This window comes from Kitasatospora sp. NPDC127116, assembly GCF_042677365.1.
GTDB lineage: Bacteria > Actinomycetota > Actinomycetes > Streptomycetales > Streptomycetaceae > Kitasatospora > Kitasatospora lactacystinica.
Genome location: NZ_JBHXTL010000137.1, coordinates 1 through 25197, shown reverse-complemented (window position 1 = coordinate 25197; position 25197 = coordinate 1). Strand labels below are relative to the sequence as shown.

20 protein-coding genes are annotated in these 25197 nt (G+C 75.4%); 8 read left to right on the top strand and 12 right to left on the bottom strand.

From position 1 onward, the window contains the following. Positions 1 to 122: 122 nt before the first annotated feature. The 4 genes from ACFVHV_RS36335 to ACFVHV_RS36320 form a co-directional block, all read right to left on the bottom strand. Positions 123 to 1103 carry a hydroxyacid dehydrogenase gene (locus ACFVHV_RS36335; RefSeq protein WP_359912694.1) on the bottom strand — a complete coding sequence of 327 codons (981 nt, stop codon included), beginning with the start codon at positions 1101 to 1103 and terminating at the stop codon, positions 123 to 125. Positions 1104 to 1225: 122 nt separating this feature from the next. Continuing rightward, positions 1226 to 2140, bottom strand: a complete 915-nt coding sequence (locus ACFVHV_RS36330) for a carbohydrate ABC transporter permease (RefSeq protein ID WP_359912686.1) — start codon at positions 2138 to 2140, stop codon at positions 1226 to 1228. Next, on the bottom strand, positions 2137 to 3096 hold the full coding sequence (locus ACFVHV_RS36325; protein ID WP_380357207.1) for a carbohydrate ABC transporter permease: 960 nt from the start codon (positions 3094 to 3096) through the stop codon (positions 2137 to 2139). Before ACFVHV_RS36325 ends, ACFVHV_RS36330 begins: the two co-directional genes overlap by 4 nt. Continuing rightward, on the bottom strand, positions 3093 to 4424 hold the full coding sequence (locus tag ACFVHV_RS36320; RefSeq protein ID WP_359912683.1) for a sugar ABC transporter substrate-binding protein: 1332 nt from the start codon (positions 4422 to 4424) through the stop codon (positions 3093 to 3095). Before ACFVHV_RS36320 ends, ACFVHV_RS36325 begins: the two co-directional genes overlap by 4 nt. Before the next feature lie 273 nt (positions 4425 to 4697). Here ACFVHV_RS36320 and ACFVHV_RS36315 point away from each other — a divergent pair, with 273 nt between their 5' ends. Next, entirely contained in the window at positions 4698 to 6638 is a 1941-nt protein-coding gene (locus ACFVHV_RS36315; RefSeq protein WP_380357204.1) for a DUF2264 domain-containing protein, read from the top strand. Between the two features lie 5 nt (positions 6639 to 6643). Beyond that, positions 6644 to 7423 carry a sugar phosphate isomerase/epimerase family protein gene (locus ACFVHV_RS36310; protein ID WP_380357201.1) on the top strand — a complete coding sequence of 260 codons (780 nt, stop codon included), beginning with the start codon at positions 6644 to 6646 and terminating at the stop codon, positions 7421 to 7423. A 58-nt stretch (positions 7424 to 7481) separates the two neighbouring features. Here the strand turns inward: ACFVHV_RS36310 and ACFVHV_RS36305 are convergent, their stop codons facing one another. After that, positions 7482 to 8540: a substrate-binding domain-containing protein gene (locus tag ACFVHV_RS36305; RefSeq protein WP_359912674.1), complete on the bottom strand. Its 1059-nt coding sequence runs from the start codon at positions 8538 to 8540 to the stop codon at positions 7482 to 7484. Between the two features lie 248 nt (positions 8541 to 8788). Continuing rightward, entirely contained in the window at positions 8789 to 9826 is a 1038-nt protein-coding gene (locus ACFVHV_RS36300) for a LacI family DNA-binding transcriptional regulator (protein ID WP_380357198.1), read from the bottom strand. Between the two features lie 118 nt (positions 9827 to 9944). Here ACFVHV_RS36300 and ACFVHV_RS36295 point away from each other — a divergent pair, with 118 nt between their 5' ends. Genes ACFVHV_RS36295 through ACFVHV_RS36280 form a run of 4 tightly spaced genes read left to right on the top strand, consistent with a single transcriptional unit; the run spans position 9945 to position 14147 of the window. Then, positions 9945 to 11111 (top strand): Gfo/Idh/MocA family protein, encoded by a 1167-nt coding sequence (locus ACFVHV_RS36295; RefSeq protein ID WP_380357196.1) that lies wholly within the window; start codon positions 9945 to 9947, stop codon positions 11109 to 11111. Beyond that, a complete protein-coding gene (locus ACFVHV_RS36290; protein WP_380357193.1) occupies positions 11108 to 12256 on the top strand; it encodes a dihydrodipicolinate synthase family protein in 1149 nt (382 codons plus the stop codon). Before ACFVHV_RS36295 ends, ACFVHV_RS36290 begins: the two co-directional genes overlap by 4 nt. Beyond that, complete coding sequence (locus tag ACFVHV_RS36285; RefSeq protein ID WP_359912665.1) at positions 12253 to 13074, top strand: sugar phosphate isomerase/epimerase; 822 nt, start codon at positions 12253 to 12255, stop codon at positions 13072 to 13074. The genes ACFVHV_RS36290 and ACFVHV_RS36285 overlap by 4 nt, the downstream gene beginning before the upstream one ends. Continuing rightward, on the top strand, positions 13071 to 14147 hold the full coding sequence (locus tag ACFVHV_RS36280) for a glycerate kinase (protein WP_380357190.1): 1077 nt from the start codon (positions 13071 to 13073) through the stop codon (positions 14145 to 14147). Before ACFVHV_RS36285 ends, ACFVHV_RS36280 begins: the two co-directional genes overlap by 4 nt. A gap of 56 nt (positions 14148 to 14203) precedes the next feature. Here the strand turns inward: ACFVHV_RS36280 and ACFVHV_RS36275 are convergent, their stop codons facing one another. The 6 genes from ACFVHV_RS36275 to ACFVHV_RS36250 all read right to left on the bottom strand — a co-directional run bounded on the left by ACFVHV_RS36275 (position 14204) and on the right by ACFVHV_RS36250 (position 23304). Then, entirely contained in the window at positions 14204 to 15271 is a 1068-nt protein-coding gene (locus ACFVHV_RS36275; RefSeq protein ID WP_380357210.1) for a polyprenyl synthetase family protein, read from the bottom strand. Positions 15272 to 15333: 62 nt separating this feature from the next. Continuing rightward, on the bottom strand, positions 15334 to 17742 hold the full coding sequence (locus ACFVHV_RS36270; protein ID WP_380357188.1) for a SpoIIE family protein phosphatase: 2409 nt from the start codon (positions 17740 to 17742) through the stop codon (positions 15334 to 15336). 109 nt (positions 17743 to 17851) lie between these two features. Continuing rightward, a complete protein-coding gene (locus tag ACFVHV_RS36265) occupies positions 17852 to 21685 on the bottom strand; it encodes a HAMP domain-containing protein (RefSeq protein ID WP_380357185.1) in 3834 nt (1277 codons plus the stop codon). 202 nt (positions 21686 to 21887) lie between these two features. Continuing rightward, complete coding sequence (locus tag ACFVHV_RS36260; RefSeq protein WP_359912650.1) at positions 21888 to 22259, bottom strand: STAS domain-containing protein; 372 nt, start codon at positions 22257 to 22259, stop codon at positions 21888 to 21890. 113 nt (positions 22260 to 22372) lie between these two features. Then, positions 22373 to 22858 (bottom strand): ATP-binding protein, encoded by a 486-nt coding sequence (locus tag ACFVHV_RS36255; RefSeq protein WP_380357182.1) that lies wholly within the window; start codon positions 22856 to 22858, stop codon positions 22373 to 22375. 11 nt (positions 22859 to 22869) lie between these two features. Next, positions 22870 to 23304, bottom strand: coding sequence for an STAS domain-containing protein (locus tag ACFVHV_RS36250; protein ID WP_380357179.1), 435 nt, complete (start codon positions 23302 to 23304; stop codon positions 22870 to 22872). A 375-nt stretch (positions 23305 to 23679) separates the two neighbouring features. Here ACFVHV_RS36250 and ACFVHV_RS36245 point away from each other — a divergent pair, with 375 nt between their 5' ends. Together ACFVHV_RS36245 and ACFVHV_RS36240 are read left to right on the top strand one after the other, a co-directional pair. Continuing rightward, the gene (locus tag ACFVHV_RS36245) at positions 23680 to 24351 is read left to right on the top strand and encodes a phosphoribosyltransferase family protein (protein WP_359912641.1); all 672 of its coding nucleotides are present in this window, start codon (positions 23680 to 23682) and stop codon (positions 24349 to 24351) included. 64 nt (positions 24352 to 24415) lie between these two features. Next, positions 24416 to 24973: a GNAT family N-acetyltransferase gene (locus ACFVHV_RS36240; protein WP_380357177.1), complete on the top strand. Its 558-nt coding sequence runs from the start codon at positions 24416 to 24418 to the stop codon at positions 24971 to 24973. The last annotated feature ends 224 nt before the right edge of the window (positions 24974 to 25197 follow it).

The following is a 25197-nucleotide window of genomic DNA, read 5'->3' as shown; positions in this document are numbered from 1 at the left end:
CGGGGCCCCGGCCGCCTCCTGCGTTGCGGGGCCGGGGACTCGCAACCGCACCGCCGAGGGCCGCAGGAGTCGGGGGACTCCTGCGGCCCTCGGCGCACGGCCGGACGGGGGTCGTCACCCGGTCAGGCGGTGCGCTCCAGGTCGCCGCGCAGCACCGGGTGGGCGAAGGGGGTGCCGTCCGCGTAGCGGGCCAGCTCGTCCGCCGCCGCGGCCGCCATCCGCCGCAGCTCGCCGCCGAGCGAGCCGGCGACGTGCGGGGTGAGCAGGACGTTGGGCAGGTCGTAGAGCGGCGAGTCGGCGGGCAGCACCTCCGGGACGGTGACGTCCAGGACCGCGTGGAGGCGGCCCGAGACCAGCTCCTCGACCAGGGCGTCCTGGTCGATCAGCGACCCGCGGGAGGTGTTCACCAGCGTCGCCCCGTCGCGCATCAGGGCGAGCCTGCGGCGGTCGATCATGTGCCGGGTGCCGGGCAGTTCGGGCGCGTGCACGCTCACCACGTCGCTGCGCCCGCACAGTTCGTCGAGCGTCACCGAGCGGGCGCCCAGCGCGGCCGCCTCGGCCTCGTCCACGTACGGGTCGTGGAGCAGCAGCTCCAGGTCGAAGGGGCGGAGCAGTTCGAGGACCCGCCGACCGATCCGGGAGGCGCCGACGATGCCCGTGGTGCGCCGGTAGTTGCCGGCTCCGGGGTAGGCGGCCTGCCAGTCGTGCGGGGCCCGCCGTTCGCGGTAGTCGGCGCTGAGCCTCAGCACCTGCTTGTTGGCGAACAGCACGTTGGCGACGGTGTACTCGGCGACGGGCAGGGCGTTGGCCCAGGCGGCCGAGGAGACCTGGATGCCGCGCTCCCAACAGGCCTCGGTGACATGGTGCTTGACCGATCCGGCGGCGTGGACGACGGCGCGCAGCCGGGGCGCGGCGGCGAGGACGGCCTCGTCGAGCGGGGGGCAGCCCCAGCTGCTGACGATCACCTCGGTCTCGGCGAGGACGGCGGCCGCCTCGGGGCCGGTGAAGTCGTCGACGACGAACACGGGGTCGAGTCGGGCGAGGGTGGTGAGCCGGTCCATGGTCTCGTCGTCGACCAGCCGGTCGACGAGGTCCGGGGTCATGGCCAGCAGGGCGCGCGGGCGCCGGCGCGGCGAGGCGGGTGAACTCCCGTTCGCAGCGGTCGGGTTCGGCGGATTGGACACGTGGTTCTCCGGCGCGGTCGTGGAGTTGGCGGTCTGGTGGGTCACTTGACGCTTCCCGCGGTCAGGCCGGCCTTCCAGTGGCGCTGGAGGGCGACGAACGCGACGACCAGCGGCACGACGGCCAGCAGCGAGCCGGTGACGACCAGCGGGTAGAACTCGGGGAACGCGTGGGTCTGGGTGTTCCACGCGTAGAGGCCGAGGCTGACCGGGAAGAGCCGGTTGTCGGAGAGCATCACCAGCGGCAGGAAGAAGTTGTTCCAGATCGCGGTGAACTGGAACAGGAACACCGTGACGAAGCCGGGCATGACCATCCTGAGCCCGATCGACCAGAAGGCGCGCAGCTCGCCCGCACCGTCCGTACGGGCGGCCTCCAGCACCTCGCCGGGGATGTAGCCGGCGCAGAACACCCGGGCGAGGTAGACGCCGAAGGGGTTCACCAGGGAGGGCAGGAAAACCGCCCAGAAGGTGTTGGCGAGGCCGAGTTCGGAGGCGAGCAGGTACATCGGCAGGGCCAGGGCCGTGGTCGGCACCAGCACGCCGAGCAGGACCAGCCCGAACAGCTTCTCCTTGCCGGGGAAGGCGTACACGTGGAAGGCGTAGCCGGCGCCGACGCAGACGAGGGCGCAGAGCAGGGCCCCGACGCCCGCGTAGAGCAGCGAGTTGAGGTACCAGCGGAAGTAGATGCCGTCGCCGGTGGTGGCGAGGGCGTGCAGGTTGGCGCCGAGGTTCCAGTTGGACGGGGTGAGGCCGTGGCCGCCGAGGAGGTCGCCGGTGTTCTTGGCGGCGGCGGTGAGCAGCCAGCCGAGCGGCAGCAGCGTGTAGGCGGCCGCCAGCACGAGGGCGCCGTTGACGGCGGCCCTGGACAGCGTCCAGGGCGTGCGCGGGGTGCGGTCGCGGCCGGCCCGGGGGGCGCGCGGGCGCCGGCGGGTGTCGCGTTCGGGGGCGAGGGTGGTCATGCCGAGTCCTCCGTCCGGCGCGCGGGGCGGGTGCGGGTCGCCCAGGTGACGAGGAAGGACAGGACGGCCGCGGTGATGGCGAGCAGCACCGAGGCGGCGGCGGCGAGGCCGTAGTCGCCGCGGTCGAAGGCGGCGGTGTAGGCGTACATGTTGGGGGTCCAGGTGCTGATGACGCCGGGTGAGGCGCCGTGCAGGATCATCGGTTCGGTGAACAGTTGGAGGGAGCCGATCACGGTGAACAGGCCGACCATCACGATCGAGGCGCGGATCAGCGGGATCTTGATGCTGAGGACGGTGCGCAGCGGGCCGGCGCCGTCCACGATCGCGGCCTCCAGCACCTCGCGGGGGACGGCCTGGAGCGCGGCGTAGAAGATGACGGTGTTGTAGCCGACCCACTCCCAGAGCGCGATGTTGACCACGGCGGGCAGCGGGTTGCCGAGCAGGTCAGGGCTGCTCCCGACGGAGTTCAGCGCCTCGATGACCGGGCTGATGCCGGGGGTGTACAGGTACATCCAGATCAGGGCGGCGATGATGCCGGGCACCGCGTGCGGCAGGAACAGCGCGAGCTGGAAGAAGCGGCGGGCGCGGGCCAGCGTGGAGTCCAGGAGCAGCGCGAGCGCCAGGGACAGGCCGACCATCAGCGGTATGTACAGCAGGCAGTACAGGGCCGTGGTCCAGAAGCCGTCGAGGAAGGCCGGGTCGCCGAGGGCGCGGGTGTAGTTGCCGAGGCCGGTGAAGACCGTCTCGACGCCGCCGAAGCCGAGGCCGGAGCGGTGCTCCGTGTAGAGGCTGAGGTAGAGGGCGTACCCGATCGGGACGAGCGTGCAGGCGGTGAAGAGGATCAGGAACGGCGCGAGGAGCACGGCCGGCGCGCCGTACCGCCCGGACCGGCGCCGCCCGCCGGTGGGGCGGGCGGGCGCGGCGCGGACGGCGCGGTCGGTCGGGGCGGTGGTCACTGGGCGACCTTGATTCCGCGGTTCTTCAGCTCGGCGACGGTGGCCTGCTGCGCGGCGTCCACGGCGGACTGGACGGTGCCGCCCTGGGTGAGCTTTCCGAAGGCGTCCTTGAGGGAGGTGTTGGTGGCGCCCATGGCCGGGCCCCACTGCCAGCCGGGCTTGATGGACTTGGCGGCGTCGGCGTAGATCGCGTAGACGTCCTGGCCGCCGTAGAAGTCCGTCTTGAAGGCGGCCTGGGCGACGGACACCAGGGCCGGGGCGGCCGGGTAGGCCGAGGAGGTGCCGGAGGCGATGCGGGCGTTGAAGCCCTCGGGCGTGCTGGTGGCCCAGGTGGCGAACTCCACCGCGGCCTTGGCCTTCCTGCTGTTCTTGGAGACCGCGAAGGTGGTGCCGCCGACCATGCCGCTGGCGGGGTTGCCGTCCCAGGTGGGGACGGGGGCGACGGCCCACTTGCCGGAGGCGTCGGGTACGGTGCCCTTGAGCACGCCGCCGCCCCAGGAGGCGCCGAGGTAGCCGGCCGTCTCGCCCTTCTGCAGGGAGGCCGTCCACTGCTGGCTGAAGGACGGCATGACCCGGACGAGGTCGTCGTTGATCAGCTGCTGCCAGTAGTCGCCGACCTTCCTGCTCTCCGGGCCGGTGGCGTCGACCTTCCAGGCGTCGCCCGAGCTCTTGAACCAGTGGGCGTCGGCCTGCCAGGCCATGGCCTCGAAGGTGGTCGGGTCGTCGGGGAAGAAGGTGGCGATCCGGGCGTCCGGCTGGGCCTCCTTCAGCTTCCGGGCGGCGGTGCGGAATTCGTCCCAGGTCTTCGGCGCGGTGATGCCGGCCTGGTCGAAGAGGTCCTTGCGGTAGTAGAAGGCCTGCGGGGAGGCGTCCAGCGGCAGGGCCCACGTGGTGCCGCCGAGCGTGGTCAGCTCCAGGGCCTGGTTCAGGTACTTGGCCTTGACGCCGTCCGTGACGAGCTTGCCGATGTCCTGCACGGCGCCCTGGCTGACGAAGTCCGGCAGCTGCGAGTACTCGACGTTGAACACGTCGGGCGCGTTGCCCGCCTTGACCGCGTTGGAGATCTTGGCGTAGCCGCCGGCGACGCCGGAGGGGATCTCCTCGTAGGTCACCTGGATGTTCGGGTGGGTGGCGTTGAAGGCGGCCACGACCTCCTTGGTGCCCTTGGCCCAGCCCCAGAAGGTGAGGGCGACGGGCTTGCCGTCCTCGGAGCCACCGCTCGACGAGTCGCTGCCGCAGGCCGCGAGGGACGTCATGCCGAGGGCGGACGCAACGAGGGCGGCGGCCAGACGGGGGGCTCTGCGGACGCGGGTGGGGGTGGTGGACATGGCTCGTCTCCCGGTGGAGGGGGTGTGCGGGGTGGGGCCATCCTGGGACCGCGCTTCGATCGAAGTCAAGGGTTCTGGATCAAATGATCCGCTTCGATCTGGCGCACCCCGCAATGTTCGGGCTTCTTTACGGGAAAGCACCCCTTCCGTGATGTTTTCCCCTGTCATCTCGGATCATTTGATCAATATCATGGACGATCGATCTGGGTTCTGCCTGGATCCGATCCCCGCCACCGACCGACGATCCCCCGCCACCGACCGAGGAGCCCCGGCATGCCCCCGATCGAGCTACCCCCCGAAGACCGCTCGCTCAGCCCCCTCACCGGCTGGACCAGGGCCCACTGGGAGGCCGCCGCGGACGGCCTGCTGGCCGCCGTCCGCCGCCACGCGGGCCCCGAACACGCCCTGATCGCACTGCCCGGCGACCGCCCCAGCTGGTCGGGGCCCCGCTCGGACGGACTGGAGGGGTACGCCCGGACGTTCCTGCTGGCCGCCCTCCGCGTCGCGGGGGCCCGCGGCGACGACCCCCACGGACTGCTCCCGGCCTACGCCGAAGGGCTCGCCGCCGGCACCCGCCGCCCCACCGCCGAACGCGGCCTCACCGACGCCGACCCGGTCTCCTGGCCGGTGATCACCGACCGGGGCCAGGCCATGGTCGAGGCCGCCTCGATCGCCCTGGCCCTGCGGATCACCCGCCCCTGGCTCTGGGACCGCCTGGACGAGGACGTGCGCGCCCGGGCCGGTGCCTGGCTGGCCCGGGCCCTCCACCGGGCCCCGGTGGACAACAACTGGTGGCTCTTCCCGCTGACCGTCGGCGGCTTCCTCGCCGAGGCGGGCATCGACGCCGCGGCCGCGGAGCGGGCCGTGGAACGCGGCCTGGCGAGGATCGAGACCTGGTACCGGGGCGACGGCTGGTACACCGACGGGCGCCCGCGCGCCTTCGACCACTACAACGGCTGGGCCTTCCACCTCTACCCCGTCCTCCACGCCCACCTGGGCGGTGACCGGCACCTGCTCGACCTGTACGGCGGCCGGCTCGCCGCCCACCTCGACGCCTGCACGCACGCCTTCGGCGCCGACGGCGCCCCCGTCCACCAGGGCCGCTCGCTCACCTACCGCTTCGCCGCCGCGGCCCCGCTGTGGGCCGGAGCCCTGTGCGGGAACACCCCGCTGTCCGCGGGCACCACCCGCCGCCTCGCCTCCGGCGCCCTGCGGTACTTCCTCGACCGCGGCGCACTCGACGCCGAGGGCCTGCTCACCTCCGGCTGGCACGGGCCGTACCCGCCGATGGTCCAGCCGTACTCCGGGCCCGCCTCCCCGTACTGGGCGGCCAAGGGCTTCCTCGGGCTGCTGCTGCCGCCGGAGCACCCGGTCTGGACGGCCGTCGAACAGCCCGGACCCGCCGAACTCGGAGACGCCGTCCGGCCGCTCCCCCGGCCCGGCCGGCTGATCCAGTCCACCGCCGCCGACGGCCTCGTCCGGGTGCACAACCACGGCAGCGACGACCAGCCCGCGGACGAGGTGCTGCCCGACGACCCGCTCTACGCGCGCCTCGCCCACTCCACCGCGACCGGGCCGGTACTGGACGGACCGCCGGACAACCACCTCGGCCTGGTGGTCGGCGGCACGCTCACCGAGCGCGGCCGGATCCGGCCGCTCGGCGCCGGCGACGGCTGGGCCGCCTCCGAGCACCGGCCCCGGGCGGGCGGCGCGGAACTCCCCGGGGTCGTCGTGACCTCGCTCGTCCTGGCCGCCGGGGCCGACGAGGTGCACGCCCACCTGGTCGCCGGGGCCGAACCGGGCACCGAGGTCCGGCACAGCGGCTGGGCGGTCGCCGGCGGCTCCGCCGAGACCGCCGTGGACGGGCCGCTCGCCACCGCCACCGCCACCGGGCCGGACGGCCTGCGGCTCGTCTCGCTGCTGCGCTGCGCGAGCGGCTTCACCAGCGCCGGCACCGACCCGCTGCCCTCGGGCACCGCGTTCGGCGCCGTCGGCGCGGTACCCCGGGTCACCGGGCGGACCGCCGACCCGGCCGCGCTGTTCGTCAGCACCGCACGGCTCTCCCGCGGCCCGGTGCGGCCGCCCCGCGCGGCCGTCGAGGTCCGCACCGAACCGGCCCCGCGGGGCCACCTGCTCCACGTCCGCTGGCCGGACGGCGGGCGGCACACCGCCCTGCTCGCCACCGGCTCCGTCACCGTCCGCCGGGAGGACTGACCACCGTGCGACTCGCCCTCTCCACCCTGGGCCTGCCCGGCCGCCCGCTCACCGAGGTCCTCCGGCTGGCCGCCGAACACCACTGGCAGGGACTCGAACTGCGGTGCGCGCCCGGCGAACCGGTGCACCCCGACCTGACGGCCGGGGAACGGCGAAGCGCCCGACGGGAGTTCACCGCCCACGGGATCACCCCGCTCGCCGTGGCCTGCTACCTCGGCGTCGCCGCGCCGGGCGACGACGACCGGCCGGCCGCCGCCCTGGTCGACCACCTGCGGCTGACCGCCGACCTCGGGGCGCGCCACCTGCGCGTCTTCCCGCACGGCGCGCGGTCCGCGCCGGGCGAGGACGACCGGCGGGCCGCCCGGCGGCTGGCCGCGGCGGCCGACACCGCCCGCTCCCTCGGCGTCCGCATCCTGCTGGAGACCCACGACTCGCACCGCTCCGGGCGCGACGTGGCGCGCGTGCTCGACCTCGTCGGGCATCCGGCCGTCGGCGCGCTGTGGGACCTGCTGCACACCCGGCTGGCCGGCGAGAGCCCGGCGCAGAGCCTGGCCGCGCTCGCGCCCCACCTCGGCTACGTCCAGGTCAAGGACGTCGCGAGCGACGACGACCTCACCCCGGTCGCGCTCGGGGCGGGCGTGCTGCCGATCGCCGAGTGCGTGCGCGCCCTGCCGGCGGACTGCTGGGTGTCATGGGAGTACGAGGCGCCCTGGTACCCGGCCGCCGCCCCGCTGCCCGGGCTGCTGGGCCCCGGCGCGGCCTACCTCACCCGGCTCGCGGCCTGAGAGCGGGGCGGGCCGGGCGGAGCGGCCGGGACGCCCCGGGGCTCCGCCCGGCCGCGCCTCAGCCGGCCGCGCCCGCGCCCCCGCAGGAGGTGCGGATCTCCAGTGAGGGCAGCAGTTCGAGGCGGTGCACGGGCAGCGAGCCGCCGAGGTCCAGGCGGCGCAGCAGCAGCTCCACGGCGGCCGCGCCCACGGCCCGCTTCGGCGGCGCGACAGCGGTCAGCGGCGGCGCGGCGAGGGCCGCGAACACGTCGTCGTACGCGATCAGCGCCACGTCGTCCGGCACCTGGAGGCCCCGGGCCCGCAGCAGCGGCGGCAGCTGGATGGCGTCCTGGTCGTTGTGGACCAGCACGGCCCGCACGCCCCGGGCGGCGGCCTCGGCGATCCGCTCGGCGACGGCCTCGGAGTCGACGCCGGGGCGGCGGATGTCGATCACCGGTTGCGGCTCCAGCCCCAGCAGCGCCGTCCCCTCGGCGTAGCCGGCCCGGACCTGGTGCGCCGTCCAGGTGTCCTCCCGGGCGACCAGCAGCACCGAGCCGTGCCCGAGCGCGACCAGGTGGCGCAGGGCGAGCAGGACGCCGTGCCGGTGGTCCGAGCCGACGGAGTCCAGCGGCGCGCCCTCGCCGTCGGCGGGCGGGCGGCGCTCGACGAGCACGGCGGGCACCGGGAGCCCCCCGGTCCACAGCCGGTCCTCGCCGCCGGCCGGACGCCAGTTGGGGGTGAGGAGCAGGCCGTCCACCCCGGAGTCGAGCAGCTGCCCGACCTGGGCGCGGTCGTCGGCCGACTCGTACGGGGCGATGGCGAGCACCAGGCGCGCACCGGCGTCCGCGGCGGCCGAGCGGGCGCCGCCGACCACCTCGTCGAAGTACGAGCCGACGGTGGGGACGAGCATGCCCAGGACCCGGTCGGCGCCCTCGGTCGCGGTGGGCTTGGCGCGCGGCAGCGAGACGGCGCCGTGCGAGCGCTGGAGCAGCCCGTCGTCGGCGAGCACCGCGACGTCGCGGCGGACGGTGACGGCCGAGAGGCCCATCCGGGCGGCGAGGTCCACCACGCGTACCGTCCTGAGGTCGCGCACGACCTCCAGGATCCGGGACCGACGCTCCTCGGCCGTGATGGTCATGGCTTCCTCCTGCGTGCCCCGTGCCCCGTGCCGCACGGCATCTGATCAATCTGGCTCGTTCAATCGAAATTCGATCGAACGAACACAGATGTGCCGAGTCGATCAGACCCACCGTACCGGTCGGCCGATCGTCCGGTCAGGCCATCCCGCGTTCCCGGCCTGCGAAAACCCGCCCGAACCGCCCGAACCGCCCGGACCGCCCGCTCACCGGGCGTCCGGCACCGTCGCCCGGCCGACCGCTCCCCCGTTCACCGGTCCCGCGCAGGCGCCGCCCCGGTGCTCCCCCGCAGCACGACCTCGGTCGGCAGGGCCTGCCGGACGGGCCGCCCGCCCCCGTCGGACTCCAGCGCCAGGGTGACGGCACTCGCGCCGAGCCGCTCCAGCGGCATCCGTACCGTCGAGAGCGCCGGCGCCACGTCCGCGGCGAACGGGATGTCGTCGAAGCCGGCCACGGACATCCGGCCGGGCACGTCGACCCCCCGCGCGCGCAGTTCGCCGAGCACACCGATCGCGCAGACGTCGGACAGCGCCAGCACGGCGGTCGGCCACTCGGCCTGCGGGCGGTCGAGCAGTCGCCGCACCGCCTCGCGGCCCCCGGCGCGGGTGAACTCCACGTGCTGGACGGCCCCTTCGGCCGGCTCGACGCCCGCCTCGGCGAGCGCCTCGCGCACCCCGGCGAGCCGCTCCATCGGCACCCGCAGCCGCTCCGGCCCGGTGATCACCGCGAACTCGCGGTGCCCCAGGCCCAGCAGAGCCCGGGTCAGGTCGGCCGCGCCCCCGCGGTTGTCCGGCAGGACGGCGTCGTAGCCGGGGCCGTGGTCGGTGATGGTGGCGATCCGCCCGCCGTCCGCCCGGTAGTCGGCGAGCGCCGCGTCGACGGCCCGGACGGCGGCCGGGTCGGTGTGGGCGGAGCCGGCCAGGACGATGGCCCGCACGCGCTGGCCGTGCAGCATGCGGATGCCCCGCACCTGCGTCTCCGGCTCCCCGTCCGTGTTGATCACCAGCGGGAGCAGCCCGGCCCGCCCGGCGGCGTCGGAGACCCCGCGGGCGATGGCCGCGAAGTACGGGTCGGCCACGTCGTGCAGGAGCACGCCGACGTTGGCCGTGGCGGCCCGGGCGAGCGCCTGGGCGGGGGCGTTCGGCAGGTACCCGAGGGCGTCGGCGCTGGCCCGGACCTTCGCGGCCAGTTCCCCGCCGACCGTCCGGGCCGAGCCGTTGAGCGCCCGGGAGGCCGTCGCGAGCGAGACCCCGGCGTGACGGGCGACCTCACTGAGGGTGACACCCATCGACCGTTCCCCGCTTTCCTCCACCACCTGCATTGACGTGCGAAGCATATCTCCATAACCTCCGGGAAAGCGCTTTCCCCTTGCCGGCACTGACCGCACAGGACGCGGAGGACCACGCATGACCCAGAGAGTGACGCAGAGAGTGATCGGCGTCGTGATGAACGGCGTCACCGGCCGGATGGGCTACCGCCAGCACCTGGTGCGCTCGATCCTGGCCATCCGCGAGCAGGGCGGACTCCCCCTGGAGGGCGGCGACACACTGTGGCCCGAACCGATCCTGGTCGGCCGCGACGCCCGCAAGCTCAGGGAACTGGCGGACCGCCACGGCCTGACGCACTGGACCACCTCGCTGGACGAGGCGCTGGCCCACCCGCTCGCCGAGATCTACTTCGACGCCCAGATCACCCGGGCCCGCGAGCCGGCCCTGCGCACCGCCATCGCGGCCGGCAAGCACGTCTACACCGAGAAGCCGACCGCGGAGTCCCTCGACGCCGCACTCGAACTGGCCCGGCTGGCCCGGGAGGCCGGGGTGTGCAACGGCGCCGTGCAGGACAAGCTCTTCCTGCCCGGCCTGCTCAAGCTCAAGCGACTGGTGGACGGCGGCTTCTTCGGCCGCATCCTGTCGGTGCGCGGCGAGTTCGGCTACTGGGTGTTCGAGGGCGACTGGCAGGACGCGCAGCGCCCCTCCTGGAACTACCGCGCCCAGGACGGCGGCGGCATGATCCTCGACATGTTCCCGCACTGGCGGTACGTGCTGGACCAGGTCATCGCACCCGTCCGCTCGGTGTACGCGCACACCGCCACCCACGTTCCCGAGCGGGTCGACGAGCAGGGCCGGACCTACCCGGCGACGGCCGACGACGCCGCCTACGGCGTCTTCGAGCTGGAGGGCGGGATCACCGCCCAGATCAACTCCTCCTGGGCCGTCCGGGTCGACCGCGACGAGCTGGTGGAGTTCCAGGTCGACGGCACCGAGGGCAGCGCCGTCGCCGGGCTGCGCAACTGCCGGATCCAGCACCGGGCCACCACCCCGAAGCCGGTGTGGAACCCGGACCTGCCGGCCACCGAGCGGTTCCGCGAGCAGTGGCAGCAGGTCCCGGACAACCGCGAGTTCGACAACGGCTTCAAGGCCCAGTGGGAGCTCTTCCTGCGACACGTCGTCACCGGCTCCCCGTACACCTGGGACCTGCTGGAGGGCGCCAAGGGCGTCCAGCTGGCCGAACTCGGCCTGCGCTCCGCCCGCGAGGGCCGCCGCCTGAACGTTCCCGAGCTGGAGATCCGATGACCGAGCTGAACCTTCCCGGCCACGGCCGCCACCGGCTGAGCACCCCCGAGCCGCTGGACATCCCGGCGCACCCGCCGAAGGAGCGCACGGCCTTCGCCGCCGCGCACGTCGTCGCCGACCCGCTCGGCGGCAACGCCCCCGGCGCCCCGGCCGCCGTCGACTGGGACGCCACCCTCGCCTTCCGCCACCACCTCTGGTCCCTCGGCCTCGGCGTCGCCGACGCCATGGACACCGCCCAACGCGGCATGGGCCTGGACTGGGCCGCCACCCGGGAGCTGATCGTCCGCTCCGGCGCGGAGGCCCGCGCCGTCGGCGGCCGGCTCGCCTGCGGCGTCGGCACGGACCAGCTCACCGGCCCGGCCACGGGCCTCGCCGACATCACGGCCGCCTACGAGGAGCAGCTCGCGGTGGTCGAGGAGGCCGGCGCGCAGCCCGTCCTGATGGCCAGCCGCGCCCTGGCCGCGCGGGCCCGCGGGCCGGAGGACTACCTCCGGGTCTACGGCCGGCTGATCTCCCAGGCCGGTCGGCCGGTGATCCTGCACTGGCTCGGCGAGATGTTCGACCCGGCGCTGGCCGGCTACTGGGGCTCCGCCGACCCGGACACGGCCACCGGGACGGTGCTCGCGCTGATCCGGGAGCACCGCGCCGGCATCGACGGCATCAAGGTCTCCCTGCTCGACGCCGAGCGGGAGATCGCCCTGCGCCGCGCCCTGCCCGAGGGCGTCCGGCTCTACACCGGCGACGACTTCGACTACCCGCGGCTCGTCCGCGGCGACGAACTCGGCCACAGCCACGCGCTGCTGGGCGTCTTCGACCCGATCGCCACCCGCGCCGCGGCCGCGCTGCACGCCCTGGACGCCGGCGACCTCGACCGGTACGACGCGCTGCTCGCCCCCACCCTCCCGCTGGCCCGCCACCTGTTCGCGGCGCCGACGTACCACTACAAGACGGGCATCGTGTTCCTCGCCTGGCTGGCCGGCCACCAGAGCCACTTCACCATGGTCGGCGGGGCGCAGAGCGGCCGTTCCGTCGTCCACCTGGTGGAGCTGTTCCGGCTGGCGGACGCCGCCGGGGTGCTGCCCGATCCGGAGCTGGCGGCGCACCGGATGCGGCGGTTCCTCGCGGTGGCGGGGGTGGAGGCGTGAACCGGCTCTCGCTGAACCAGATCACCACCAAGGGCTGGAGCCTGCCGGAGGCGGTGCGCGGCTGCGTGGCGGCCGGCGTCCCGGCGATCGGGCTCTGGCGCGACAAGGTGGAGGAGGTCGGCGTCGCCTCCGCGGCCAGGCTGGTCCGCGAGGCGGGACTGGCCGTCAGCAGCCTGTGCCGGGGCGGCTTCCTCACGGCCGAGGGGCCGGACGCCCACCGGGCGGCGCTCGCCGACAACCTCCGCGCCCTGGAGGAGGCGGCCGAACTCGGCACCGACACCCTGGTGATGGTCGTCGGCGGGGTGCCCGCGGGCAGCCGCGACCTGGCCGGGGCCCGGGAGCGGGTCGCCGACCGGCTGGCCGAACTCGCCCCGTACGCCGGTGACCTGGGCGTACGGCTGGCGATCGAACCGCTGCACCCGATGTTCTGCGCCGACCGGGCCGTCGTCTCCACCCTCGGCCAGGCCCTCGACCTGGCCGAGCGCCACCCCGTCGAGCAGGTCGGCGTCGTCGTCGACAGCTACCACGTGTGGTGGGACCCGGACCTCGCCGCGCAGGTCGCCCGGGCGGGTGCCCGGATCGCCTCGTACCAGGTCTGCGACTGGACGCTGCCGCTGCCCGCCGACACCCTGCTCGGCCGGGGGCACGTGGGCGACGGCCACATCGACTTCGGCGCGCTGACGGCCATGGTCACGGCCGCCGGCTACACCGGCTGGATCGAGACCGAGATCTTCAACCAGGAGATCTGGGACACCCCCGGGGAGCAGACCCTCGCGACGGTGGTCGAGCGCCACCGGGCCCACGTGGCGGGCGCATGAGGGTCGTCCTCGCCCCGGACTCCTTCAAGGGGACGGTCACGGCGACCGACGCCGCCCGGGCGCTGGCCGACGGCTGGCGCTCGGTGCGGCCGGGCGACGAGCTGATCGCGCGTCCGATGGCCGACGGCGGCGAGGGCACCATCGCCGCCGTCGCGGCCGCCCTGCCCGGCACCACCGAGCACGAGGTCCCCGGCTGCACCGGCCCCGACGGGCGGCCGGTCGCCGGGCGGTACGCCCTCCTGCCCGACGGCACCGCGCTGGTGGAACTCGCCGTCGCCAGCGGGCTGCCCCTGATGTCCCGCCCCGCGCCGCTCACCGCGACCACGCGGGGCACCGGCGAGACCGTCGCGGCGGCCCTCGACGCGGGCGCGCGCCGACTGGCGGTCGCCCTCGGCGGCTCCGCCTCCACCGACGGAGGCAGCGGCCTGCTCGCGGCGCTCGGCCTGCGGCTGACCGACGCGCGGGGCCGGGAGCTCCCCGACGGCGGCGGAGCACTGCCGCGGGCCCACCGGGTCGACGCCACGGGCCTGCGCCCGGCGCCGCCCGACGGCGTGGTGCTGCTCACCGACGTCACGAATCCGCTGCTCGGCCCGGACGGCGCCGCCGCCGTCTACGGCCCGCAGAAGGGCGCGGACCCGAGCGAGGTCGCCCTGCTCGACCAGGGCCTCAACCGGCTCGCCGCGCTCCTCGGCGCGGACCCGGCGCGGCCCGGCGCCGGTGCGGCGGGCGGCACCGCCTACGGCCTCGCGGCCGCCTGGGGCGCCGTCATCCGCCCCGGCGCGGCCGCCGTCGCCGACCTCCTCCGCCTCGACCGGGACATCGCCGCGGCGGATCTGGTGATCACCGGTGAGGGCCGGTACGACGCGACCAGCCTGCGCGGCAAGGCGGTCGGCGAGGTCCTCGCCCGGGCCGCCCGGGCCGGCGTCCCCGCCCGGATCGTCGCGGGCGAGTCGGCCGACGACCGGGTGCTGACCCTCGCCGCGCTCGCGGGCGACCCGGCCTCCGCCCGGGAGCACGCCCGCCAGTGGCTGGTCCGCGCCGGCGCCCGCCTCGCCCACGACGCGGCGGGCTGACCCCCCGCCGTCCGGGCCCGGTCCCCACGCGCTCGGCGCGGACCGGGCCGCCCGGGTCACCCGCCCGGCACCACGTTCGCCGGCGGCAGGCCCTCGAAGAAGGCCACCGCCTCCTCCCGCCAGTGCGGGCGCCAGCTCTCGGCTTCGGCGCGGGCCGCGTCGGCGCAGCGGCGCATGTCGGCGCGGAGCTTCCGGTCCACGCCCAGCCGCCGGGCCAGCTCGCGGACCCGCTCGACCGCGTCGGCCGGGCAGTGCGGGTCACCGAGCGCGGACTCCACCACGGCCCGCTGCGCCTCGTCCGCGCGGGCGAGCAGGGCGCTCACGGCGTAGCTGCGGCGTCCCGCGCGGAGGTCGGCGCCGGTGGACTTGCCGGTGGCGTCCTCGTCGCCGAACAGGTCGAGGTAGTCGTCGCGCAGCTGGCCGCCGATGCCGACCGGGGTCGCGTAGCGGCGCAGCCGTGCGTCGTGTTCGGCCACGTCCTCGCCGGCGGCCAGCAGCCCCAGCCGCAGCGGGGCGAGGACGGAGTAGCGGGTCGACTTGTACTCGCAGACGGTGTGCAGGAACTCCTCGTCCGGGAGCGGCAGGAAGTCGCGTTCGAGGTCGAGGATCTGGCCGGCGACCGTCTCGGCACCGGCGTTCAGCTGCACCTCCAGCATCGCCTGGCGCAGCTCGGCGGGGACGTCCGCCTCCAGCAGGACCCGCATCGAGAGGAAGGCGGCGAGGTCTCCGGCCAGGACGGCCAGGCCGAGCGCGGTGCGGTCCGCCGCCGGGAACTCCCGGCGGTACGCGTAGTAGGTGGAGGGGCCGCCGCGGCGTACGGGCGCGTCGTCGATGATGTCGTCGTGGACGAGCCCGTGCGTCTGGAGCAGCTCGATGCTCAGCGCGGCCTCCGCCAGGCCGGGCACCGGGTCGGTGGTCACCAGGCGGGCCGCCTCGTACAGCAGGGCGACCCGCAGCCGCTTGCCGCCGCGCAGTGAGAGGTCCCGCAGCAGCTCCAGGCAGCGCGGGGTGAAGCGGCTGAGCGACGGCGTGTCGAGGCGCTCCGGCAGGGCCGCGAAGTAGGCCTCGAAGCGGAGGTCGAACCGGCGCCGGTGTCCGGCGGCTCGTTCGCGGGCGGCTGCCATGATCGTCTCGTTCACGAGGCCCACCCTCGCATCCGGCGTACGGGACCGCGCAGCCGCCCTGCCTACTCGGTCTGGACGGCGATCAGGCAGGTGTCGTCGTCGGTGTCGGCGGGGCTGAGTTCGAGCAGCCGGTCCAGGTACTGCTCCAGGTCCGGGCCGGGGGCGCCGGCCGCCCGGAGCAGCTGTTCCACCGACTCCTCCACCGGACGGTCCCGGCGTTCGACCAGCCCGTCGGTGTAGAGCAGCAGGACGTCACCCGGGTCGAGCCTGGCGGTGCGCTCCTCGTACTCGGCGTCGTCCAGCGCGCCGAGCAGCACGCCGTGCGGCAGCGGCAGCACCTGGGCGCCGTCCGCGCCGAGCCGGATCGGCGGCAGGTGGCCGGCCCGGGCCCAGCGCAGTTCGCCGCCGACCGGGTCCACCAGCACGCAGACGGCCGTCGCGGTGACCTGGCCCGGTTCGCGCAGGGCCACGGTGTTGGCCCACTCCAGCAGCCGGCCCGGGCCGGCCCCGGTGACGGCGAGGCCGCGCAGCGCGTGCCGCAGCGCGACCATCCCGGTGGCCGCGCCGACGCCGTGCCCGGCCACGTCGCCGACCGCGAGCAGCACCCGCCGGTCGGGCAGCACCAGCACGTCGTACCAGTCGCCACCGACCCGGTCGCGCTGGGCGGCGGGCCGGTAGCGGACGGCGGCGTGCAGGCCGGTGACGGCGAGCGGGGGCGGGGCGGCGGGCAGGATCGCCTGCTGCAGCCGCAGTGCCAGCTGCGCCCGTTCGGCCGACTCCTGCTCGCTGTCGGCCAGCCGCTCCCGGGTGGCGCCGAGCGCGACCTCCGTCCAGTGCTGGGCGGAGACGTCGTGGTAGGCGCCGCGGACGGCGACGAGCCGGCCGGTCTCGTCCACCACCGGCTCCGCGATCACCCGGGTGAAGCGGTGGGTGCCGTCCGGGCGGTCCAGCCGGACCACCGCGGAGGCGGTGCGGTGGTGGTGCCGGACGGTGTCCAGCAGTCGCCGGACCGCCGGCCGGTCGTCCGGGTGGGTGTGCCGCACGAGCCGGTCCAGCGGTACGGGCGAGGCGTCCGGCGGCAGCCCGTACAGCTCGCGCAGCCCGTCGCTCCAGCGGATCCGGCCCTCGGCGGGGCGCTCCTCGAACCCGGCCACCCGGGCCAGCCGCTGGGCCTGGCGCAGCAGGGCGGCGTGCTCGTCCTCCTCCCGCTCGTCGTCCAGCCGCCAGCAGACCAGCACCCGGCCGCCGAGCGGGACGACCGAGAGCAGCACGGCCACCGGGACGGCGGGCCCCTGCTCCCGGAAGGCCAGCCGGACCCGCTCGGCGGTCGACGGCACGCCCGTCTCGTACGCGCGCAGCAGCCGGTCGAGCAGCCCGGCGGCCGAGGCGACCGGGTAGGTCTCCAGCAGCGAGGCGCCCTCCAGTGCCTCCCGGGGCCGGCCGAGCGGGTCGCGGAACCGGGCGTTGACCCGGACCACCGTGAAGTCGGCGATCCGCTCGGCCCGCAGGACGGGGGCCAGCAGCAGCGCGGGGGTGAGCAGACCGTCCAAGAGGTCGTCGGCCCGCTCGGGAGGCACGGGCTCCGGGGGTGGGCCGAGCAGGGTCGCGCAGAGGTCGGCGAGGGCGTACAGGCCCCGGCGCCGGGCCGGGCCGAGCACCGGGGCGGAATCGGGGCCGGTGGCCGGCCAGAGCAGCTCCAGCGCGCCCGTGCGGCGGCGCCGGTCGAGCAGCGGGACGACCGCCCGGTCGGCGGCGCCGCCGACCGAGGGACCGTCCGCCCCCGGTTCACCGGGCCACAGCTCGGCTCCCCCGCCGACGACCAGCTGCGCCGGGGTGGGGACGCCGGGCGGCACCCGGGACCAGCCGGCCGCCTCCTCGGCACGGAGCCCGGCGTGCGCGGCGAGGGCGAGCGCGCCGCCGGGCAGCCGCTGCCAGACGGCCACGGCGCGGACGCCGAACGCCGCCGCGGCCTGGTCCAGCACGGCCCGGGCGGCGTGCTCCAGGTCGGGCGCGGAGGCGAGTGCGGGCGCGACGGGCGGGCCGGCCTCGGGCGGTTCGGCGGCGGGGAGGCCGAAGGCCGCCGGTCCGGGTCCGCCGTCCGGGTCCGTTCGCGGGCCCTGTCCCGGTTCCAGTTCCGGTTCCAGTTCCGGTTCCGTTCCCGGCTCCGTTCCCGACTCCGGGAGGCGCGCGATGTCCGTCGCCAGGACGAGCACCGGCACGCCCGACTCCCGGGCCAGCCGGGCGAGGTGCGCGGCGGCCTCGGCGACGGGCAGGCCGAGCCGCTCGGCCAGGATGCCGGTGGCGAGGTCGACGGCGGCCCTGGTCCGCGCCTCGGCGTGCGCCCGGGCGGCGGCCGCCCGGAGACGACGGACGGTCTCGGCCAGGGCCCGGGCGGTGCGCTCCGCGGCCTCCTGTGCCGAGGGCTCCTGCCCCGCGGACTCCTGCTCGGCAGACTCGGGCCCGGCGGTCACGGCGTACCCCGGGGCCGGGGCGCGGTGCCGTCGGGGCGGGCCGCGGTGCCGGCCCGACGAGCCGCGGTGCCCGAGTGCCGGGCCGCGGTTCCCCCGCGCCGGGGAGCCGTCATGACGCGTCCAGCCATTCCCGCATCCGCTCCAGCAGCCGGCCGGTGTCGACCGGCTTGGTGATGTGGTCGTCCGCCCCGGCGGCCAGGCTGCGGTCCCGGTCGCCGGGCATGGCCTTGGCGGTGACGGCGACGACCGGCAGCCGCTCGAAACGGGCGTCGGCGCGGATCTCCGCGATGGCGGCGTAGCCGTCCAGTTCGGGCATCATGACGTCCATCAGCACCAGGTCGGTCTCCGGGTGGGCGCGCAGCAGGTCGAGCCCGGCGCGGCCGTCGGCGGCGTGCAGGATGGTCAGCCCGTGCCGTTCCAGGGCGGCGGTGAGCGCGAAGACGTTGCGGATGTCGTCGTCGACGATCAGCACGGTCCGTCCGACGAGCGGTCCCGCCACGGCCGGGGGCGCGTCGCTCTCCCCGGTCTCCCCGGTCTCCTCCACCGCCGAGGGGCTCTCGACCGCCGGGGGGCTCTCGACCGCCGGGGGGCTCTCGTCGCCCCCGTTCCCGAGCACCGGCGTGTCGCCCGTCGTCACCGCCGCCGCCTGATCGCCCAGCGGCAGGTACAGCGTGAACCGGCTGCCCTGCCCCGCCGCGGAGCGGACGGTGATGGTGCCGCCGAGCAGCCGGGCGAGTTCCCGGCTGATCGACAGGCCGAGGCCGGTGCCGCCGTAGCGCCGCGCGGTGGAGCCGTCGGCCTGCTGGAAGGCTCCGAAGATGGTGTCCAGGTGGGCCGGGTCGATGCCGATCCCGCTGTCGTCGACGTGGAAGGCCACCGCGGCGGGCGCGCGCCCGAGTCCGGGCGGCAGCTCGGCCTCCTCGACGCGTTCGATCCGCAGCTCGACCCGGCCGGTGTCGGTGAACTTGACGGCGTTGGAGAGCAGGTTGTGCAGCACCTGGCGCAGCCGCGCCTGATCGGTGACGATCCGTTCCGGCACGGCCCGGTCGACGGCCACCTCGAAGGCGAGCCCCTTCTGGTCGGCCAGCGGCCGGAAGCCGGACTCCACGTACTCCAGCAGTTCGCGCACCGCGAAGGGCTCGATGGACAGGTCCATCTTCCCGGCCTCCACCTTGGAGAGGTCCAGGATGTCGTTGATGAGCTGGAGCAGGTCGGTGCCGGCCGAGTGGATGACGCCCGCGTACTCGACCTGTTTGGGGGTGAGGTTGCCGCCGCTGTTCTCGGCGAGCAGCTGGGCGAGGATGAGCAGGCTGTTCAGCGGGGTGCGCAGCTCGTGGCTCATGTTGGCCAGGAACTCCGACTTGTACATCGAGGTCCGGGTCAACTCCTGTGCCCTTTCCTCCAGTTCCTGGCGGGCCTGCTCGATCTCCAGGTTCTTCGCCTCGATGTCCCGGTTGCGCTGGGCGAGCAGCGCGGCCTTGTCCTCCAGTTCGGCGTTGGAGCGGCGCAGTTCCTCCTGTCCTTCCTGCAACTCCTTCGACTGGGACTGGAGTTCGGCGGTGAGCCGCTGGGACTCGCCGAGCAGCTCGTCGGTGCGCGCGTTGGCCAGCAGGTTGCCGAGGTTGACCCCGCAGGCCTCGGCGAACTGGGTCAGGAAGTCGCGGTGGACCTGGGTGAACGGGTGGACCGAGGCGAACTCCAGCACGCCGATGAGCCACTCCTCCAGGGCGATCGGCAGGACGACGAGCGAGCGGGCGTCGGCGCCGCCCGCTCCGGAGGAGACGGTGGCGTAGCCGGGCGGCAGGTCGTCCACGGCGACGGTCCGCCGGGTCCGGGCGGCCTGGCCGACCAGGGACTCCCCCAGCCGCAGCCGCCGCTGCTCCCCGGCCGGGCGGCCGTAGGCGCTGATCAGGGCCAGTTCGGTGCCGTCCGCGCCCTCCTCGGCGAGGAAGAACGCGCCGTACTGGGCGCCGACCAGCGGGGTCAGCTCGTCGGTGATCATCCCGGCGACGGCGCGGATGTCCCGCCGGGCCTGGATGGCGGCGGAGAAGCGGGCCAGGTTGCTCTTGAGCCAGTCCTGCTCCTGGTTGGCCAGGGTGGTCTCGCGCAGCGATCCGACCATCGCGTTGATGTTGTCCTTGAGGTCGGCGACCTCGCCGGAGGCGTCCACGCTGATCGAGCGGGTCAGGTCTCCGGCCGCGACGGCGCTGGTGACCTCGGCGATGGCGCGGACCTGCCGGGTGAGGTTGCCGGCCAGCTCGTTGACGTTCTCGGTGAGCCGCTTCCAGGTGCCGGAGACGCCCTCCACCCGGGCCTGCCCGCCGAGCCGGCCCTCGCTGCCGACCTCCCTGGCCACCCTGGTCACCTCGGCGGCGAACGAGGACAGCTGGTCGACCATCGTGTTGACGGTGGTCTTGAGCTCCAGGATCTCGCCGCGCGCGTCCACGTCGATCTTGCGGGTCAGGTCACCGTCGGCGACGGCGGTGGTGACCTGGGCGATGTTGCGCACCTGGCTGGTCAGGTTGTGCGCCATGAAGTTGACGTTGTCGGTGAGGTCCTTCCAGGTCCCGGCGACGTTGGGCACCCGGGCCTGGCCGCCCAGGATGCCCTCGATGCCGACCTCGCGGGCGACCCTGGTGACCTCGTCGGCGAAGGCGGACAGCGTGTCCACCATGGTGTTGATGGCGGCGGCGAGGGCCGCGACCTCGCCCTCGGCCTCGACGGTGATCTTCCGGGAGAGGTCGCCGCGCGCCACCGCGGTCGCCACCTCGGACATCGAGCGGACCTGGCCGGTCAGGTTGGAGGCCATCACGTTGACGTTGTCGGTGAGGTCCTTCCACGTCCCGGAGACTCCCCGCACGGTGGCCTGGCCGCCCAGGTTCCCGGCGGTGCCGACCTCCCGGGCGACCCTGGTGACCTCGTCCGCGAAGGAGGACAGCTGGTCGACCATCGTGTTGATGGTCTCCTTCAGCTCCAGGATCTCGCCGCGCGCGTCGACCCGGATCTTCTGGGTCAGATCGCCCTCCGCGACGGCGGTGGTCACCTCGGCGATCGAACGGACCTGGGCGGTGAGGTTGTCGGCCATGACGTTGACGGACTCGGTGAGCGCCCGCCAGGTGCCGGAGACGTCCCGGACGTCCGCCTGGCCGCCGAGCCGGCCCTCGGTGCCCACTTCCCGGGCCACCCTGGTCACCTCGTCCGCGAACGAGGAGAGCTGGTCGACCATCGTGTTGATGGTCGTCTTGAGTTCCAGGATCTCCCCGCGGGCGGCGACCGAGATCTTCTGGGTGAGGTCCCCCTCGGCCACGGCGGTCGCCACCTGGGCGATGTTGCGCACCTGCCAGGTCAGGTTGCCCGCCATCGCGTTCACCGAGTCGGTCAGGTCGCGCCACGTCCCGGCGACGCCCGGCACCTGCGCCTGGCCGCCGAGCCGGCCCTCGGTGCCCACCTCCCGGGCCACCCTGGTCACCTCGTCCGCGAACGAGGACAGGGTGTCCACCATGGTGTTGACGGTGCTCTTGAGCTCCAGGATCTCGCCGCGCGCGTCCACCTCGATCTTCTGGGTGAGGTCGCCGCGCGCGACCGCCGTGGTGACCTGGGCGATGTTGCGCACCTGCCAGGTCAGGTTGCCGGCCATCGCGTTCACCGAGTCGGTCAGCTCCAGCCAGGTCCCGGTCGCGTCCGGTACCTGCGCCTGGCCGCCGAGCCGCCCGTCGCTGCCGACCTCCCGGGCCACCCTGGTCACCTCGGAGGTCACCCGGGCCAGCTGGTCGGCCATGCCGTTGAAGACCTCGGCGATCTCCCCCAGCACCCCCGGCCGGTCCGGGGCGAGCCGGGTCCGGAAGTCCCCGTCGCGCACGGCCGTCAGCCCGGCGAGCAGCTGCCGCAGTGCCTGCTCGGCCGGGTCGGCCGCGGGGGCTGCGGCTACCGGGTGCTCGTCCATCCGCCCACCGTCCGGATCGCTCGCACGGCCGGGGTGCGCCGTCCGGGCACCTCGGACCCGAGGGCGACGGGCTGCCGCCCTGCTCCCACTGTGCCACCGCGGGCCGGGGGCGACACTCGGGGCGGACGCGCCCGGGGCCGGGCGGCGGCACTCGGGGCGGACGGGCCCGGGCTGGGGGCAGGCCCCAGCGGCCCCGGCGGCCTCAGCCCGGTACGGTCTCGCGGATCGGAAAGGCGTCGGTGGCGCCGGTGAGTTCGAGCATCCGCAGGATCAGCGGCCGGGGCCGGGCCAGCTCGATCCGGCTGCCGTCCACCGCCGCCCGGGCCTTGGCCCGCAGCAGGGCGTTGAGCCCGGTGGAGTCGCAGAACTCCAGTCCGGCGCAGTCCATCACGACCACGCCGGCCGGCTCGGCGAAGGTCCGGTTCAGCGCGGCCCGCAGGTCCGCGCTGGAGTCGAGGTCCAGTTCGCCGAGCAGCACCAGGACGGTGCCCAGGGCCCACGGCCGAATCTCGACCGTCAGCCCCTCGGCCCGGTCGACGGTCGGACTGCCGCACTTCGACGGGCGCCGCGTCATGGCTCGGGCTCCTCTCGCTCGGTGAGGACCGGGCTCGGGCCGATGCCGGCGCTCACATCCATGCGGCTGTCCGCTGCGGAGCGCCGGAAACCCCCGGGCGGGGAAGGGGTCGATCATTCGGGCGCCTGCGGCTCCCCGTCCGAACCGGCCGCCGTCAGGGCCGGCGGGCGCGGCACCTCCAGCCAGACCAGCTTCCCGCCGTCGTCGGGCCGGAAGCCCCAGGCGTCGGCGAGCCGGTCCACCACCCGCAGCCCGTGCCCGCCCGGTCGGCCGGCGCCGGCGAACGGGCGCAGCCGCGGCGGTACGGGGCTGGCGTCCGCGACCTCCACCCGCAGCCGGGCGCCGTCCCAGTGGAGCCGCAGTTCGCGCGGGCCGCCGGAGGCGTGCAGGCAGGCGTTGGTGACCAGCTCGGAGACCATCAGCAGGACGTCCTCGGCCGCGGCCCTCCGGTCCTCGTCGGGGGCCGGCAGCCAGTGCCAGGACACCAGCGCCCGCCGGCTGAACTCCCGGCTGCGCTGCACCGCGCCGGCACTGCCCTCCAGCACCAGCCGCCTGGTCTGGTCCCGACTCGGCGGCCCACCGTTCCCGGGGCGGTCCACGGTCTGCCTCCTCACCTCGGGTCGGGCGGTGCGGCGGGCCCGGCCGGGCCCTCGCCGGGCGCCTCCAGCGCCGTGCGGAGGTCGGGGTGGACCCGCAGCACGCCGTCGGCCCCGGTGATCGCGAGCAGCCGCACCACCAGCGGGCCGGCGCCTGCCAGCTCCAGCCGCACGCCGTCCCCCTGGGCGTCCAGCCGGGCGCGCAGCAGGACGTTCAACCCGGTCGAGTCGCAGAACCGCAGGCCGGCGAGGTCGACGACGATCCGCTCGATGCCCGCCGCCGACGGCGGCCGGGCGAGGGCGGTCCGCAGGTTGTCCGCCGTGTCGTGGTCCAGTTCCCCGGTGACGGTGACGATCCGTACCGGCCCCCGGTCCCCGACCTCGACCCACAGGTCGCCGGACTCGTGCTCCCCGGTGGGCTCGCAGGGTTGCTCGGATGGCCGTGGCATGGCTCGCTCCCGGTCCGGTGGGGACGGCGGGGCGCCGTCCCGACCATCATCGCGCGCGCCGTGCCGGGCCGCGCGGACGGCCGTACCCGCGAGTATCCCGGGTACGGGCTGGAGCACCGTCGGTCGGTCGTCCATGCCCCGCGTCTGCCCGAACCCGGCCGGGACACACGTACCGCCGCCGGCCCGGGAGCACGTCCGGGTCGCCCGCGCAGGCCGGCGTGCGAGGACGTTTCGCGCGCAGACGTTTCGCGCGAGGACGTTAGAGCCCGCCGTGGCGGGGAAGTCGCCTTGGTGGCGGGGCCGCGGGACGCTCGCCGGTTCGTGCCGCCCCGGGGCCCGGCAGGGGCACGAACGCAGGAGAACAAGGACGGACCCGTGAGATTCCTCGACCGCAGCACCGCCGGACACCAGCTGGCCCGCAGGCTCGCCCCGCTGCTGAGCGGCCGGGCCGGTACCGGGGTGGTGGTTCTCGGGCTCGCCCCCGGCGGGCTGCCGGTGGCGGCGGAGGTCGCCGAGGCCCTGGACGCCCCGCTCGACGCCACGGTGGTCCGGTCACTGGCCGTCCGTGGCCACGACCGCCCGATCGGCGCGATCGCCGACGGCGACGCGCCGCTGGTCGACCGGCACACCCTGAGGAACCTCGGCGTCACCGCGGCCGAGCTGGGCGCGAGCGTCAAGCGGGAGCGGGTGGAGGTCCACCGCCGCGAGGCGCTCTACCGCCCGGGCCGGGACCGGCTGCCGTTGGACGGGCGCACCGTCGTCCTGGTCTCCGACGGCCTGACCGACGCCCTCACCGCCCGGGCGGCCGTCCACGCCCTCGCCGCCGACCACCCGGCGCGGCTGATCCTCGCGGCGCCGGTGTGCGACGCCCGGATCGCGGCCGACCTGGGCCGGGACGTGGACGCGGTGGTCTGCCTCCACCTGCCCCGCTACGCGCACGCCGCCGGGCCCTGGTACGGCGAGTTCCACGAGGTCACCGACCGCGAGGCGGCCGTCCTGCTGCAGCGGCGCACCCCGGCGGGCCGCGCCGGGGCCGGCCGGGGCTGAGCCGCCTGCGGCCCCCGCCAAAACCCGTTGCCGGGCAGAGGGTGCACGGACCATCCTCCTGCTCATGAACCATCCCCAGCACGTCATCGCCCTGGACGGGGCCGTCCTTCGCCGCTTCGACGGCGAGTCGGACCTGCCCGAGTTCTTCGCGGTCATCGAGGAGTCGTTGGAGCACTTGCGGCCCTGGATGCCCTGGGTGGCCGAGCACAGCCGGGCCAAGACCGCCGAGTTCCTCACCGGCCGGGCGGAACTCTGGGCGAGCGGGCAGGACTTCACGTACGCGATCGTGCTCGACGGCGCGATCGTCGGCGCCTGCGGGCTGTTCCGGCGCGAGGACACCCCGGCCGGGGTCCGCGAGATCGGCTACTGGCTTCACCCCGCCGCCACCGGGCGCGGGCTGGCCACCCGGAGCGTGCGGGCCCTGGCCGGTGAGGCCTTCCGTCTCCCCGGGGTGGAGTACGTCGAGATCGTCCACGACCCGGCCAACCGGGCCGGCGGCGCCGTCCCGGCCCGGCTCGGCTTCACCGAGTACCTGCGCCGCCCGGCGGAGGCGCTCGCCCCGGCCGAGACCGGGGAGGAACTGGTCTGGCGGCTGCCCCGGGGGCAGGCCCCGGCCCGGTGAGCCCGGCGGTCCGCAGCCAGGGGGGGGAGCATGCGGACCGCCGGGTGCGTCGGCCGGGTCGCAACGATCCGGCCGACGCGTCGGGAGCGGACGCGGTCGGAGCCTTCCGGCTCCCCGCGCAGTGCCCCATCTCGAACTCCGCGGTCCCGCCGTGGACCTCACCCACGGCGTCGCGCGTTCGCTCCCGTGCCCAGGAGACCCTCCCCGTCCACGCCGATAACACC